14 protein-coding genes are annotated in these 15311 nt (G+C 65.3%); 7 read left to right on the forward strand and 7 right to left on the reverse strand.

Going from position 1 to position 15311, the window contains the following annotated elements; all coding sequences use genetic code 11:
• The 3 genes from Q6E04_RS08755 to Q6E04_RS08765 form a co-directional block, all read left to right on the forward strand.
• Window positions 1-118, forward strand: a 118-nt coding sequence (locus tag Q6E04_RS08755; RefSeq protein WP_303250408.1) for a hypothetical protein, incomplete at its 5' end; no start/stop codon positions are given.
• A 127-nt stretch (window positions 119-245) separates the two neighbouring features.
• Window positions 246-1310 (forward strand): 4Fe-4S dicluster domain-containing protein, encoded by a 1065-nt coding sequence (locus Q6E04_RS08760; RefSeq protein ID WP_303250395.1) that lies wholly within the window; start codon window positions 246-248, stop codon window positions 1308-1310.
• 15 nt (window positions 1311-1325) lie between these two features.
• Window positions 1326-2711, forward strand: coding sequence for a carboxylate--amine ligase (locus Q6E04_RS08765; RefSeq protein ID WP_303250396.1), 1386 nt, complete (start codon window positions 1326-1328; stop codon window positions 2709-2711).
• A 216-nt stretch (window positions 2712-2927) separates the two neighbouring features.
• On the opposite strand, the gene Q6E04_RS08770 is transcribed toward Q6E04_RS08765, so the two are convergent.
• Window positions 2928-3797: a trans-aconitate 2-methyltransferase gene (locus Q6E04_RS08770; protein WP_303250397.1), complete on the reverse strand. Its 870-nt coding sequence runs from the start codon at window positions 3795-3797 to the stop codon at window positions 2928-2930.
• Between the two features lie 36 nt (window positions 3798-3833).
• Here Q6E04_RS08770 and Q6E04_RS08775 point away from each other — a divergent pair, with 36 nt between their 5' ends.
• From Q6E04_RS08775 to Q6E04_RS08785, 3 genes are all read left to right on the forward strand, one after another.
• Window positions 3834-5648: an elongator complex protein 3 gene (locus tag Q6E04_RS08775; protein WP_303250398.1), complete on the forward strand. Its 1815-nt coding sequence runs from the start codon at window positions 3834-3836 to the stop codon at window positions 5646-5648.
• A gap of 121 nt (window positions 5649-5769) precedes the next feature.
• Entirely contained in the window at window positions 5770-6309 is a 540-nt protein-coding gene (locus tag Q6E04_RS08780) for a TIGR00730 family Rossman fold protein (RefSeq protein ID WP_303250399.1), read from the forward strand.
• Window positions 6306-6473 carry a hypothetical protein gene (locus Q6E04_RS08785; RefSeq protein ID WP_303250400.1) on the forward strand — a complete coding sequence of 56 codons (168 nt, stop codon included), beginning with the start codon at window positions 6306-6308 and terminating at the stop codon, window positions 6471-6473. Before Q6E04_RS08780 ends, Q6E04_RS08785 begins: the two co-directional genes overlap by 4 nt.
• Before the next feature lie 88 nt (window positions 6474-6561).
• On the opposite strand, the gene Q6E04_RS08790 is transcribed toward Q6E04_RS08785, so the two are convergent.
• From Q6E04_RS08790 to Q6E04_RS08805, 4 genes are all read right to left on the reverse strand, one after another.
• Window positions 6562-6924, reverse strand: a complete 363-nt coding sequence (locus Q6E04_RS08790) for a NifB/NifX family molybdenum-iron cluster-binding protein (RefSeq protein WP_303250401.1) — start codon at window positions 6922-6924, stop codon at window positions 6562-6564.
• 113 nt (window positions 6925-7037) lie between these two features.
• Window positions 7038-7832, reverse strand: a complete 795-nt coding sequence (locus Q6E04_RS08795; protein ID WP_303250402.1) for a plasmid pRiA4b ORF-3 family protein — start codon at window positions 7830-7832, stop codon at window positions 7038-7040.
• A gap of 297 nt (window positions 7833-8129) precedes the next feature.
• Complete coding sequence (locus Q6E04_RS08800; RefSeq protein WP_303250403.1) at window positions 8130-9635, reverse strand: ATP-binding protein; 1506 nt, start codon at window positions 9633-9635, stop codon at window positions 8130-8132.
• A complete protein-coding gene (locus tag Q6E04_RS08805) occupies window positions 9632-11338 on the reverse strand; it encodes a VWA-like domain-containing protein (RefSeq protein ID WP_303250404.1) in 1707 nt (568 codons plus the stop codon). The genes Q6E04_RS08800 and Q6E04_RS08805 overlap by 4 nt, the downstream gene beginning before the upstream one ends.
• Before the next feature lie 155 nt (window positions 11339-11493).
• Here Q6E04_RS08805 and Q6E04_RS08810 point away from each other — a divergent pair, with 155 nt between their 5' ends.
• Complete coding sequence (locus Q6E04_RS08810) at window positions 11494-13131, forward strand: hypothetical protein (RefSeq protein ID WP_303250405.1); 1638 nt, start codon at window positions 11494-11496, stop codon at window positions 13129-13131.
• 35 nt (window positions 13132-13166) lie between these two features.
• Here Q6E04_RS08810 and Q6E04_RS08815 read toward each other — a convergent pair whose 3' ends face one another.
• Both Q6E04_RS08815 and Q6E04_RS08820 read right to left on the reverse strand, forming a co-directional pair.
• Window positions 13167-14138, reverse strand: coding sequence for a glucosaminidase domain-containing protein (locus tag Q6E04_RS08815; protein WP_303250406.1), 972 nt, complete (start codon window positions 14136-14138; stop codon window positions 13167-13169).
• The coding region (locus Q6E04_RS08820) for a helicase-related protein (RefSeq protein WP_303250407.1) at window positions 14135-15311 on the reverse strand (1177 nt) is incomplete at its 5' end. The genes Q6E04_RS08820 and Q6E04_RS08815, both read right to left, overlap by 4 nt.

Below are 15311 nucleotides of genomic sequence, written 5' to 3' on the forward strand. Positions count from 1 at the left end.
CGTGGCCGTGTGCGGCAACATGGTTTCGCCGCCGCTGTTCGAAAGCATCGAGCTTTTGGACCGCGCCGACGTGATCGCCCGCATCGACTCCGTCCTGGCCGAGGTGTTCTCCGCCTAAAGGCGAACCATCGCCCGCCCCGCCGCGGCTCGGTCTGCGGCGGGGCGTTTTCGTATCCCGCAGGCGCCCTCGCTTCCCCGAAGCCCGACGCCTGCAACCCGACAAGCATCCGATAAGGAACCGCCCCATGAAGATGATCACCGTCGATACGCATTGCGTACGCCCGCACGGAGCCTCCTGCGAGCGTTGCCGCATAGCCTGCCCCGCCTCCGCCATCTCTTTCGATGGCGAAACGGGGCTTCCCGTCATCGATGAGCAGGCCTGCACGCAGTGCGGCGTGTGCATGGGCGTCTGCGACGCGTTCACGTCGTCGACCACCACGACCCTGCGTCTGTACGAACACCTGCGACGCGTGGCCATGCGCGGCGAAATCGTGTATCTGACCTGCAAAGAAAACGTTTTTCCCGGATTCACGCCGGCTAAAAACGTCACGGTGCTGCCGTGCCTGGCATGCATGCCGCCCGAGCTGTGGGCGCTGTTGCTGGCGCAAAACGCGCCCCTGTGCATCGCCTGCGACCTGAAGTACTGCGAAGACTGCCCGCGCGCGGCCGGCCGCGGCGAGCTGTTGTTCACCCGCGCGGTCGAAATGGCCGAAACGTGGAGCGGCGGCGCCGTGCGCTTCGACCGCGAAATCCCCGAACTGGAAGAAGACGCCGCCTCGATCGCGCGCGACGAGTTCGGCCGCCGCGAGGCGTTCGACAGCGCGAAAAACGACGCGATCGACATCATCTCGGGCAAGCGCCGCCTGAAGAATTCGGACACGCTCAAAGACGTGTACCGCAAGAAAGAGCGCAAGCGCATGCAGGATATGCTGAACCTGACCGAAGGCGACGTGATCAACGAGTTCGCCGAAAACGGCCGCAGCAAGCGCACCATGCAGCCGCGCCGCCGCATGCTGTTGGAAACGATCGTCGCCAAGCCCGAAGCGGCCGCCGGCATCGATGTGACGGTGAGCGCCACGAACCATGCCTCGTGCGTCGAATGCCTCGACTGCACGAAAACGTGCCCGACGGGCGCACGCATGGCCGACCCCGAAAACGGCAGCCTTTCCTACGACGCGCGCTACTGCATCGGATGCGGCGCATGCGTGGCGGCCTGTCCCACGGCATCGATCGAACTCGTGGGAGCAAGCCTCGCCGAGCTTCTGCCCGACGGACCCGGCACCGCCGCCGTAGAACCTTCCCTGTCCTAGACGAGAGGAGCAGCCATGACCCTCAACAAAGCCTACACCGACGAATACCTGGCGCACGTGGACGCCCTTCAGGGCGACGCGGCCGGCAAGCACGCCGCGCGCGAACACATGGAGCACTCCACGGCGATCTATCACGGCACCGTGGTGAACTCGTCGTACGTGCCGCGCTTCTTCGACCAGGAAACCTACGACTACTTCAAGAACGCCTCGGAAACCACCCACCGCATCCTGGTGAAGGTGATGAACGAGTACCTGAACAACCCCGCATACCGCCACGTCTACGACATGGACGAGCGCCTGGTCGACCTGATTCTGCTGCCGCGCGACTACGACGCGGTGCTGCCGTTCGCCCGCGTCGACATGTTCTTGGACGAAGACGCCATGACGGCGAAGTTCTGCGAATTCAACGCCGACGGTTCCAGCGGCATGAACGAGAACCGCGAGATCACGGCCAGCATGCAGAACTGCCCCGCCTACCAGGCCTTCGCGCGCGAGCACAGCCTGACCACGTGCGATGCGGCGCTCTTCGGCGGCTGGGTGGACGAATTCCTCTCGATCTACGACACCTATACGTTCAAGGTCGAGCACCCGCACATCGCCATCGTGGACTTTCTGGAAAACGCCATCACCGAAGAGTTCAAGATCTTCGCGAAGCTGTTCGCCGAGCGCGGCGTGGAATGCTCGGTCTACGACGTGCGCGACCTGGCCTTCGAAGACGGCCGCCTGATCGGCCGCAAGGCGTTCTACGGCCGCGACGATGCGCCGATCGATGCGATCTGGCGCCGCAGCGTGACCAACGACATCATCGACAACTGGGAGGCGTCGCAGCCTTTGATCGAAGCCGTGCGCGCCCGCAAGGTGGCGCTGATCGGCAGCTTCGCCGGCCACCTGGTGCACGACAAGCAGATCTTCCAGGTGCTGTTCAAGCCCGAGACCAAGGCGCTTCTGACCGACGAAGAAAACGCTTTCGTGGAAGCCACCGTGCCGTTCACGGCGTTTTTGAACAGCGACGAGGTTGATCTTGACGCCGTGAAGCGCGAGCGCGCGGCATGGATCATCAAGCCCGTGGACGCCTACGGCAGCAAAGACGTGTACGCGGGCCTTGATTTCTCGGACGAGGAATGGGCGCGGATCATCGACACGTACGCGAACGGCGCGGCGGGCGCCCCGTTCATCGTGCAGCACTACTGCACCCCGCACCGCACGCAGGCCATTCCCCTGCGCGGCGAAAAGGCCGACTACACGGCCGAGGCGCAGCCCTACACCAACCTGTCGGGCCTGTACCTATACAACGGCCGCTTCACCGGCGTGTTCAGCCGCCTGGGGCCCAAGCCGGTGATTTCGAAAAAGACCGGCGGCATCACCGCCGCCACCATCTGGGTGGATGCGACGGTCGAATAGACCCGCCCCGCATCCGGCCCAACGCGAAGGAACCCCGCACCCGCGGGGTTCCTTTCGTTTCGGCTTCCATGCATCGCCCAGCATCGCGCAAAGGACCTCTGCTCAAGCGAACTGTGCCCTAAAGCTCGAACCGTCATTTCCAAGCCCAAGCCGCACGGATCGACTCGCTGCCGCCGGTAAACACTCATCTATAAAAGCCGCGCTTGCCAGCAGGCTCTATCGACGCCTCTGCAGCACCAGATATTTATTCATCGCACCGGTGCGGCCGTCGGCTTCGAACATGTCGACCAAATGCGCGCGCGTTGATACGGCGTTAACCAGGCGGTCTACTTCCTCATCAGAGAAATGGTGACAATAGCGCCAGGCGCCTTCGACGTTTTTCCAGCCCAGCAGATAGTCGCCTTCGTCGAACGCATCGGCCGCAAGACCGAGCGCTTCGCCTGCCTGGGCATGCGCCACACAGGCCTTCGCCGCCAGCGTGGGGTTGTTCATGAATTGCCAAAGCGACACGGCCACGCATCCTCCAGGGCGCACCGCGTCGATCAGCCCGTCCAGCACGCGTACGCGCAAATCTTCGCCCGGCACATGATGCAGAAAACCGAACGACACGGCCATATCGACCTGCGGCGCATGATGCAGCTCGTGCAACGGCGCTCCCGCGATCAAACCGCCCACGATGTCGGACGATTCGTAGGTCACGGGGATTTCCAGACCGCCCGCATCGGCCGCCAGCTCGTCGCAGCTATCAACCGCGTACGCACGCACGCATGCATGCGGCAACGCCTCTGCGAGGTAGCGCTCGAAGCGCAGGTTTCCGCATGCCAGGTCGAACACGGACACGCCAGGTCGCACGCCTGCATCGGCCGCACGGCGCGCGCCTTCGCCTACGCCGCCGTCGGCCGCCGCTTCGCCGTGGACGATTCCACCTTCGACACAATCCGTAACGCCCAATGCTTCGGCCATCGCGGCCACGCAGCGCCGCCACCCGTGCCACGGCGACGTGCGCGTCGCGGAAAACGACGCGGCTTGCGCGCGATAGAAATCGGATGTCACGTTGCAGAGTATTTCGGCGGTCTTCATATCCATAAGAATCGCCTGCGATTCTACGATAGACTGACAGGCATGGATACCATTCTGCTTGAAATCATCGAAGAGATACGCCGCGGCACCGAGGTGGACCACAAGGTGCTCGCCCGCATCCTGCACGAACACAATCAAAATCGCACGCGCAACGAAGACCACTTCGCGAAAAAGCAGCTGCTGCCCTATTACTTCGCACTGAAGAACCGCGCGCCCGAAACGGTGGCGACATGGGGGCTCGACGACGCCGACGAGCGCGCGCTGATCGCGGCGCTGCAGATGAAGCCGCGCCGCACCGCATCGGGCGTGGCCACGATTACCGTGATCACCAAGCCCTGGAGCTGCGGCAGCGATTGCCTGTACTGCCCCAACGACGTGCGCATGCCGAAAAGCTACCTGCACGACGAACCCGCCTGCCAGCGCGCCGAGCGCAACTGCTTCGACCCGTATCTGCAGGTGGCGTCGCGCCTGCGCGCGCTCTACCAGATGGGCCACCCTATCGACAAGATCGAGCTAATCGTGCTGGGCGGCACCTGGACCGATTACCCCGCCGCCTACCAGACCTGGTTCATAGCCGAGCTGTTCCGCGCGCTCAACGACGGCGTGGACGCCGCCGACCAAGCGGCAGCGCGCCGCGCCTTCTACGCCGAAGCGGGCGTTTCCTGCGACGGCGCCGCCCTTGCCGCATTCGCCCACGACGCCCAGCAAGCGATCGGCCGCGGCGCATCGTTCAACGCCGTGGTGCGCGATCTGTACGCCGGCCACGAAGGCTGGCAGCGCGCGGTGGCCATGCAGCGCGCGACGATCGAAGAACTTGAAGCCCTGCAGCGCGAAAACGAGCGCGCGACCAGCCGCGTGGTGGGCCTGGTGGTGGAAACGCGCCCCGACGCGATCGACGCGCACACCTGCACCATGCTGCGCCGCTTCGGCTGCACCAAAGTGCAGATCGGCGTGCAGAGCCTGAACCCCGCCGTGCTGGCCGCCAACAACCGCCGCATCGGCCCCGAGCGCATCGCCGAGGCCTTCGCCTTGCTGCGCCTGTTCGGCTTCAAGATCCATGCGCACTTCATGGCCAACCTGTATGGCGCCACGCCCGCAGCCGACAAGCGCGACTACGAGGCCTTCGTGACCGACGCGCGCTATCTGCCCGACGAGGTGAAGATCTATCCGTGCGCGCTCGTGGACGGCACGGGCCTGGTGAAGCATTACGAAGACGGCAGCTGGCGCCCGTATTCCGAAGACGAACTGATCGACGTGCTTTCGCATGACACACTGGTCACGCCGCCTTACATGCGCATCTCGCGCATGATCAGAGACATTTCGGCAAGCGACATCATGGCGGGCAACAAGAAGACCAACCTGCGCCAGATGGTGGAGCGCCACATCGAGCAAACCGGCCACGGTAGCCAGGTGTCCGACATCCGCTACCGCGAAATCAACAACCGCGCCACCGACACGGGCGAGCTGTCGTTGCACATGGTGGAATACGGCACGTCCGTTTCGACCGAGCGCTTTTTGCAATGGGTCACGCCCGATAACCGCATCGCCGGGTTCTTGCGCCTGTCGCTGCCGAAGCCCGATGCCGTAGCCGCGCGCGACGGGCTGCCGATCGGCGAAGGCGAGTCCATGATCCGCGAAGTGCACGTCTACGGCGCCGCCGCCAAACTGCATGCCACGAGCAAGGGCGCGCAGCATCTGGGCCTGGGCCGCACGCTGGTGGAAACCGCCTGTTCCATGGCGCGCGAGGCGGGCTACGAAGCCGTCAACGTGATCAGCTCCGTGGGCACGCGCGAGTACTACCGCAAGCTGGGCTTCGCCGATGCGGGCCTGTACCAGAAGCGCACGCTGGACGAGTAAGCCCAAGAGCGGCTTCGGGGGACCCCGCAGGCCGCCCCGAAGCCGGCCGCGAAAGGCGACGATACGAACCGAAACCCGGCCGCGCCCGACGCGCGGCGACCGATACGAAAGGAACCGACCTATGAACATCTGCGTTTTCTGCTCGTCGTCGAACCACCTCGACGACATCTACCTCGACGCCGCCGCGGCGCTTGGACGCGCGATTGCCGGCCGCGGACACACGCTGGTGTTCGGCGGCTACGACATGGGCCTCATGGGCGCCAGCGCCCGCGCCGCCGTAGAGGCGGGCGGCCGCGTGATGGGCGTCACCACGAAGGGCCTGAGCGCCAAGGGCCGCGCCGTGGTCACGGGCATCGAGGAAGAATGCACGGCCGACCTGTCCGCCCGCAAAGAGCGTATGGTGGAGCTTTCCGACGCCTTCGTCACGCTGCCGGGCGGCCTTGGCACCTTCGACGAGTTCTTCAGCGTGATTTCGCGCGTGAAGGCTGGCGAGCTGAACGCCCCCAGCGCCCTGCTGGATGTGGACGGCTTCTTCAAGCCGCTGGCCGCCCTGCTCGACGACGCCTGCGCACGCGGCCTGAATTCGTCGAACTGGCGTGCCGCTTGCGAAATCTTCGACGACGCCGAGGCGCTCGTGTCCTGGATCGAGAACGCGCGATGAGCGAGCGCGCGACCGCAGGGCGCCCGCCGCTGCCTCCTCTGCCGAAAAAGCAGAACCTCGGCAGGCAGTTTTTCGGCGGCGCGCACGCATCCAAAGGCATCGGCCCCAACAAGGCCTGCGGCCACAAGGGCGGCATCCGACGCCAAGGATCGAAGCGCGGATAGCCCTTACACAGCAAAACCGCCGCGCGGCATGCAGCCTGCGCGGCGGTTCTTCATCCAGTGCGAATATGAGCGGCGCCCGAAACGCTTCCTAGTGATGGCAGGCGTGCTCGGGACCCATAGCGGGAAGCTCTCCCGCAGCGGCGCGCTTGGCGACGTCGCCCACGCCCGGGGTCTCGGCGTCGTAGAACACCGTGATGCCCGCCTGGGCAAAACCCTGCATGGGACGCATGCCCATGCCGGCCGCCACGATGGCGTCGGCGCCGGCGTCGGAAAGGATGCTCACCGGACGCAGGCATCCGCCGCTTTCGTGCGGAGGATTGGACACGACAGAGACCTCTTTGATTTCGCCGTCTTCGATGTCGACCATCGTGAAGCAATCGCTATGACCGAAATGACCCGAGCGAACCGCGTCCAGACCGCCCTCGCCCATCGAAGGAATTGCCAGCTTCATGCTTGCCACCACGCTTTCTCTTGTCGCGTTCGAATTCTTTCCTTCATGGTACTCCTTTTTGAGAGCGCCGAGGCATCATTTTCACCAGCGGCCGCGAACCGCGGCTCGTCGCGTTACTCCTGCCGCCCCTCTTTCAGGTCCTCCATCGTGCGCATGCCCACTTCAGCGCACGCATGCATAGACATCTTCTCGGCCAGCAGCATCTTGCAGAATTCACGAAGGTCGGCCTCGTTATCGGGCAGGATTTCCTTTTCGTAATCGTCGATCGTTTCAATCGCGTACGAGGCGTTCACGTCGAAGATGCTGAACTGCTCGGGATCGAAGCGCTCGCCCGCACGCAGGCCCAGCCAATCGCGCGTCTCGCGATAGCGCGCGTCGAGCGGATTGTCGAGCACGCGACAGAAATCGACGTAGCCAACCGTGCCGCCGACGCCCTCGGGAGGCGCCTGGCGCGCGCCGTCCAAGCACACCGGCATGAACGGGAACGCCGCCTCGTCATCGCGCACCACGCGCTCGATTTCGACCTCGATTTCCCAATAGTCTTCCATGTCGTAGAAAAACGACGCCTTGTCGCCCGGCTTCATGAGCTCGCAGATCTTCTTGTCGTCGGCGCCCACGTGCACCTCGCCCTTCATGCGAGGCATCGTGGCGTTGCGCTCCATGAGCAACGGGTCGTCCAAGAACATGCCGCCCTTGCGGAAATAGAAGCCGTATTCGCCGCTCCAATCGAAGGCGCCCAGCACCGCGTCGCCCAGCATGAAGAACGTGTCGTCGGCGGGGATGAGGAAGCGGCGCCAGATGGCAGGTTCGATATACAGAAGCGTCGCCTTCACCTGGAAGACGCTTTTCGAGAAATCGGGCGCGCCCGCCGCTTTCGACGCGGGGAATTGGAACACGTTATCGGCCATAGCCGTCCTTTCTTCGTGAAATAAGCCAGTTCGTGCATCTTTTTTGCAGTTGGCGGTCTTAAAAGAGCGGATTTTCGAGGTTCCGGCCTCCCGGAAGCGCATCCATCCATTTCCGACCTGGCATTATGCTGACAACAATAGAACGAAGCCCGCGAAAAAGACCGCCAACTGCATATTTCGTGCGCAAATCGTCAAAAAACCGACGCGAAGGGGCCCGCATGACGCCGAAGCGCCCGAAGGCGGGGCAAACCGCCATCGGGCGCCATACGTTTCCCGTCCGAGACCCTGCGGCGCGCGCTATCGCGCCTCGGCCGCCTTCATCGCGCGCTCCTGCAGCGCTGCGGCGCGCTCTTCGAGCATCAAGTCGCGGCTGTGGGCCCGATAGCTTTCCGAACCGTAGCGGCCGATGAAGGAAACCACCGATGCGTCCGCCGAAATATCCGTGGTGAACAGCAGCGTCTCTTTGCCGATGCCGAACGCTTCGTCCAAGAACGCATAGGCGCGGTCGAGCGCATGCTGCGCGGCCGCCACCGTGTCGTCGAGCTCTTGCGCATATGCGCCGAAGCGCCCCTTCGCCTGCGCAAGATCGACCGGAGCCGCCTCGTCGGCCATCGCGCGCAGGAAGCGCGCAGCCGTCATAAGCGACGAGCCCTCGTCGGTGGACATGAGCCTGCTCTCGCGGCCCTCCTTCGCACGGGCGTCGTAACCGATCGCGGCGGCCGAACAAGCGGCGCGCACATCGGCGGCATCGGCCCGGCCGTCCTCGCAATCCTGCGCCACCGCCTTCACGGCCGCGAAGGCCAGGTCGGTCGCAGCATCTTGCAGCATGACGGCGTGCAGGCGGCCCGCAAGCGAGCTGGACAGCAGGCCGACAAGCGCCACGCGCTCGTCGAACGGCGCCGCCTTGGCGCGCTCGACCACATGCTCTTCGGCCTCGCCTTCCAAGATCGCGTCGATCTGGTAGTCGGATCGGTACTTGTTGAACAGGTCGTAATACACCGCGAAGCGCTTGGCCGTACGCGCATCCTGCACGTACTGGGCGATCAGGCGCTCGGTCACGGGAATGCCGCGCGCTTCATAGACGCGCATCACGCGCGACAGGTCGTCCCAGCCGCGGGCCGTGACGAACGCCTTGCCGTCGAGCGTGGCCTCGATATGGTAGAAATCGGAAGTCTCCGCATCGAGGTACGCGATGATGGCCGGATGCACGCGCGATGCGAGCGCATAGGCCTTCCATGCCTCGTAATCGGGCTCGACGTCGATGCGCTTGAGGCGGTCCCACGTGGCCACGTCGAAATCGTGCGTGCTGCGGTTGTACTCGGACGGATTGCCGGCCGTGACCACCACCCAGCCCTGCGGCACCTGGTGACGGCCGAACACCTTGTACTGCAAAAACTGCAGGATGGCGGGCGTGAGCGTTTCCGAGACGCAGTTGATCTCGTCCAAAAACAGGATGCCTTCCTTCCTGCCCGTTTCGGCCATGGCCTCATAGACCGACGCGATGATTTCGCTCATCGTGTATTCGGACACGCTGAACGTCTCGCCCTCGAAGGAGCGCTCGGCGATATACGGCAGGCCGAGGGCGCTTTGGCGCGTGTGGTGCGTCATGGAATAGCTCACCAGCCCGATGCCCATCTCGCGCGCCACCTGCTCCATGATGGCGGTCTTGCCCACGCCGGGCGCGCCGATCAGAAACAGCGGACGCTGCCGCTCGATGGGAATGAGATACGAGCCGTTCTCGTCTTTGGCGAGGTAGACCTCGACCGCGCGGGCCACCTCTTCTTTCGCCTGGCGGATATTCATCGCATGCCCTCCTTATCGCCTGTGCGGAATTCCCCGGAACCGATCTTGACGCGCAACGCCCACGGGGGCACGTCGGGTTCTTCGACGTAGGCCTCGTCGGTCAAGACGAACGCCACGTCGTAGCGCGGTTTCGAGCGCGGGTAGGCCCCCTGCCCGTCGGTGAAATACAGAAGCCCCTTCAAATGCGCCAGCTCGCCCGCGTCCATCAGGTCGTCGATGTAGGAGAACACGGGTCGGAAATCCGTGCCGCCGAGGCCTTTGATTTCGAGGCTGTCGGCCCAGGCGCGCGCGTCGGCACGGCTCGTGATGCGGGCGACGTCTTGGATCTGCGCGTCGCATTGGATCAGATACAGATTGAGCGCGTCCGAGAACATGCCCGCGTCTTCCAGGATGTCGCAGGTGCGCTCGACGAACGCGGCCACCGTGTCGCCCTTCGTCGAAGCCGACGTGTCGATCGCGATCACGAAATCGCGGATGCGGCCGTCGTCGGCGTATTCCAGCGGCTCGATCAGGGGCATGTTGCCGTAGCGCTCCAGCCCGTAGCAGTAATACACGTAGTCGAATTCTTCGTCGTTGACGGCCATCTGCTCGTCGCGCGACACGAACCGGCGCAGGAATTCGCCGTAATCGACCCGCTCTGTGTTGGAGCGCTTGAGCGCCATGGAGAACTCGCCGCCGAACGCGCCCCAGAGCTGGGAGAAGTCATCGAGCGCCACGTCGGCGCGCAGCGATATCTCGCGCCAGCGCGTCTGCATGGCCTCGTTGAACGAATCGGTCGGCAGAGGGCGCGTGCGCTGCTGCGGCTCGGGCTTGCCCATCGCGGCGACGTCGGGAGACGGAACGCCTCCCGCGCCGTAGCACGACTCGGCCGCCTCGAGCGCGTCCACGCGAGCCGCCGAGGCGTAGGACAGCATCATCGATGCTAGCGCATCGTCGGCGAACTCGGGCGCGGCGTCGCCCGGATCGCGCATGCCCTCGTCGGGGGCCTCGTCGCTGGCGTCGTCGCCGTCGTCGCGCGCGTCCTTGCCGCCTGCGTTCGCACGGGCGGCGCCGTCGGCTTCAGGCTGCGGGAACAGCCCGTCGGAACCGCCTTCCGCCGCGGGCCGCGCATCGCGAGCGGCCGTGCCGCGCACCCACAGCGCATGGTCGTCGACGAAAAAAGCGCGGCGCAAGTCGATCGCCTCCTCGTCGGCGACGCCCTCGTCGACCAGCCGATAATAAAGCGACTCGGCCGTGACGAACGGCATGCCGGTGCACACGCGCGCGCAGATCGGTTCCTGCTGCGCGACACGGCGACATGCGATTTCGGAAAGGCCCAGATCGTTCATGCAGCTTTCCACCGCCATATCGCAGGCCAGATCCCACAGCGCGGGGCGAAACGCCGCGTTGGAGAACGGATGGCGGAACAAGCAGTGCATCGTCATATGCAAGACGTCGCGCGAAAGGCGCGCAGGCTCTTCGGAAAACGCGCGCACCGTGCGCTCGGGGTCGTAATAGATCGCCGCGCCGTCGGTCGCGAACAACGAGCCGGGCGCAGGCATGCACTCGAGCCGCGATATCGCGGGCTCGAGAAACCGCAACGCCACCAGCAGCGTTTCCTTCGCATAATCGAGCAGCTCGCAGGAAAGCTCCGTGTAGCGGCCGTCCGCCGCGCCCCGCTCTTCGACGCGATCGAGCGCGCCGTCGTGTTCGCCAAGCGCCATACCCGCCGCCCTTCTCGTGAAACGACCTTGTCGAGGGCATCATAGCGCAACGGCGCATCGCAGAAGAGCACGGCGGCGAAGGCCCCGAAACGTCACGGGTGCGTTACCATGGTCGCGTCCGGCATTCGCCTGCATCCGTGCATAGGGAGGACCATATGAACGACGCCGTACGCGAAGCGCTTTCCGACATCCTGTTCTTCGACGAGACCACGCCCATCGACGAGCTCGTGCGCCGCTGCGCCGAGCCGCTGCATCTCGACGGCGCCGCCGCGGCCGCGCTTGCGGGCGAAGGCTGCGCGCTGGCGCTGTGGCCCGAATCCGACGGATGCGCCCTGTTGGCAGCCGACCTGCACTCGCTCGCGCGCGATGCCGGACTACCCGACGCGGGCCTTATCCTGCGCCTGCCGGCAACGATCGCAGGCGTGCCCCTGGTGCGCATCGCGGCAGACGCCTTCCGCCCCTGGCTTTCCTACGGCATCGGGTTGCGCCTGCTCGTGCTGCCCGAAGGCATGCGCGAGACCGCCGATCGATCGCTTTCGCCCCTGTGCTTCGAACATTTGGCCATACCGTCGACCCTCGAACGCTTCGGCGCGCGCCCGGTGCAGTGGAGCAAGCTCACGCGCTACCCCGATAGCGTGGAATACCGCGTGCACCCCGACAATGCGGCGCTGTTCGCCGAAGACGGCTCGCTGTATTCGCACGACGGCCACACGCTGATCGCGCAGGCCTATCCGTACGGCGAATGCGTCGAGGTGCGCCCGGGCGTGCGATGCATCCGCCACGACGCCTTCCTGCACACCCCCGACCCGCCGAAGCGCATCGTCTGCCCCGACGGCCTGGAAGAAGCGCGCGACGACATCGACCCCGCGCTTCTCTGGATCAGAAGCAACGAAGGCCCTTTCGCGCGCGTGCTGAAAGAAGCCGAGCGCAGAGCGGTCTCTCCCGCCTACCGGATCGTCGACGGCGACGTGTTCGATTTCGACGACGAAGGCGCATTGCTCGTGGCCACGTCGGCCGAAAAGACGGTCGCCGTAACGCCCGACGCCGTCGACGGTGCGCCCCTCGTGCGCATCGGACGGCGCGCGCTGCCGGCAAAAGCGACGTCGGTCGTCATATCGTCGCAGGTAAAAGACGTGGAAGACGGCAACATATGCGAAGGGGCCGAGCGCATCGCGATCGGTGAGAACGTGGAGCGCATCGGGCGAGGATGCTTCATGCATGCGGCGGAAGGCTGCATCGCGCGCATCCCGCGCGGCGTGCGCACAATCGGCGAGCGTTCGTTTGCGGGCGGATGGATCCGTCTCGACGCGCTGGACACCGTGGCCTACGTTCCTGCGGGCGTGCGCGGGCTTTTCGAGCCGACGGCCTATCGCGAAGGCGAAGGGGCGGGCATCGAACGCGTCGAGGGCACGGCCGACGACGCATGCTTCGCCGTCCCCTTCGACATGCGCGTCTACGACGAGCTGCTCGCGGGCGACCGGGCGTTTCTGACCAAGACCCAGGCGCTCATCGAGCGGCTGGCGGGAAAAGCCGCCGTCCATGGCGACACGGCGGCGTCGTTCGCGCGCCAGCTCGAGAAAAACGCGGAAGCAGCCTGCACGCTCGTCGCCGAGCGCCGCTCGCGCCGCGCGATCGAGCGCCTGGCCGATGCGGGATTCTACGAAGACGAAGGGCGCTTCCTCTTCCAGTGCGAGCAGCTCAGGAAAGCGCATGCCGCCGAGGCGCTGGGGTGCCTCATGCAGCGGCGCGAAGCCGCGGCCCCGGCGAAGCCGTCCGACAGGTTCGCGTTCTGAGCGAATGAAAAAGGCGCAGCCCGAAGGCCGCGCCTTTACGAATCGAAGCGATAGAGGTCGTAGCGGTCCATGACGGCCACGAGATGCTCGGCGTACGAGCTGTCGGTGGCCCATCCCGCGTCCTGCAGCCCCCACGCCATCAGCGCCGAATTGCGCGTCTCGATAGCGCGGCGGATCGTGGCGTTGTCGGCATACGTCGAAGACTGCAGAAAGACGCTCGAACGGAATTCGATGCAGGCCTTCTTCGATTCGAACTCGATGAAGGCGTCCTTGATCGCGACCGTCTTGCCGTCGTATTCTTCGTCGGTCCCCCACTCCACCGGGCCCACCACGCCGTGCTTGCCCGCGAACGAATCGACCCATTTCATGCCGAAGAGGTTGTTGTCGCGCTCCGCGAGCATCGACAGCGTCGTTCCCTGGCCGCTTTCTTGGATGATCTGCGCGATCGTGCAGCCGGCCGGATGGCCGTATTCGTGCTGCATCGCGCGCGCCGTGTCGATCATCTCGTCGGTGATGTAGACGGGCAGGCCGTCGGCGCGCTGCGTGACGGGCGCGTTCGACTGCGCCGAAAACGCGCTTGCGGCTATGAAGACCGCCGCGACCACCACGGCGAGCTCCGTAGTGAAGCGCACCAGGTACGAACGTGTGAACGCGCGCACGCCGCGCTTCACGAAACCGCCCGAAGGTCGCCCGCCGAAAACAGCCTTCGCAGGAGCGGCCTTCTTCCCGGCGACAGGCGCCTTCGTCCGGGCCGCCGCGCGCGCAGGGACTTTCTTCGCCTTCGCCGCGGGCTTTGCGGGCGACGTTTTCGACGATGCCGCCTTGGCCGTCCGAGCCTTCGCGGCCGTCTTGTTCGCCGCCGTCGTCTTCGCAGGCGAAGACGCCTTGCCGGCCGCGGCCTTCGACGACGTTTTCGCCTGCGATGCCTTAGCCGCCTTGGGCTTCGCCGCCGCCTGGCCGCTGCTTTTCGGCGACATCGCGCCGCGCGACTCCCTCTGCGCGCTCATCGGGTCTTTCCCGCGCGCGGCGCCACGCCTTCGACCAAATCGCGCACAAGGCCCTCGACGGCTTCGATCAAGCTGTGCTCTTCGCCGAGGTCGAAGTATTTCACGGGCACGGACAGCTTGGACGTCTGCGCGACGTAGCGCGCCCCGTAGCGCCGCAGCGGCGTCAACGCGTCGCGACCCACGTCGATCGGCTCGATCGTCACCTTGCCGCCCGAAGAGCTGATCAGCTTCACGCCGTGCTCGGACGCCCAGGCGCGCAGGCGCGACTTCGCGAACATGTTCTCGCACGCCTGCGGCATGGCGCCGTGGCGCTGCTTGGTCTGCTCGAGCAGCTCGTCGACGGTTTCGGGAACCTCGGCGCACGCGAGCTTGCGGTACAGCAGCACGCGCTCGTCGGCATCGGGCACGTATTCCTCGGGGATATACGTATGCACCGGCATGTTCACCGTGATGTCGGACAGCGCCGGCGGCAGGCCCTCGCCCGCGTCGGGCTTTCCCTCGCGAGCGTCGGAGACCGCCTGACTGAGCATCTGCGCGAACAGATCGAAGCCCACGCCGCTCATATTGCCGCTCTGTTCGGCGCCTAAAAGGCTGCCTGCGCCGCGAATCTCCAGGTCGCGCATGGCGACGCGCATGCCGCTGCCCAAATCGCGGTGCTCGTTGATCGCGTCGAGACGCGCCATGGCCTCCTCGGTCAGGCTGACGTTTTCGGGGAACATGAAGTAGGCATAGGCCTGCTGCGAGCTGCGGCCGACGCGCCCCTTGAGCTGATACATCTGAGCCAGTCCCAGACGCTGCGAATCCTCGATGATGAGCGTGTTGGTGTGCGGGTTATCGATGCCGCTTTCGATAATCGTGGTGGCCACCAGCACGTCGATCGCGCCGGCGGAGAAATCCTCCATCACGCGCTCGAGCTCTTCCTTGCTCATTTTGCCGTGCGCCACGCCCACGCGCGCCTCGGCCGCCGCCGCGCCCACGCGCGCGACCGCCTCTTCGATCGTGCGCACGCGATTGCTCACGTAATACACCTGTCCGCCGCGATTCAGCTCGCGCCTGATGGCGTCGCTCACCACGTCGACATCCCACTCGCCCACATGCACGTCCACGGGACGACGGTTGTCGGGCGGCGTGAGGATCAGGCTCATGTCGCGCACGCCCGACAGGCTCATCTGC

Origin of the sequence: uncultured Slackia sp., assembly GCF_959608125.1 — a bacterium.
In the GTDB taxonomy this organism is placed as follows: Bacteria; Actinomycetota; Coriobacteriia; order Coriobacteriales; family Eggerthellaceae; genus Slackia.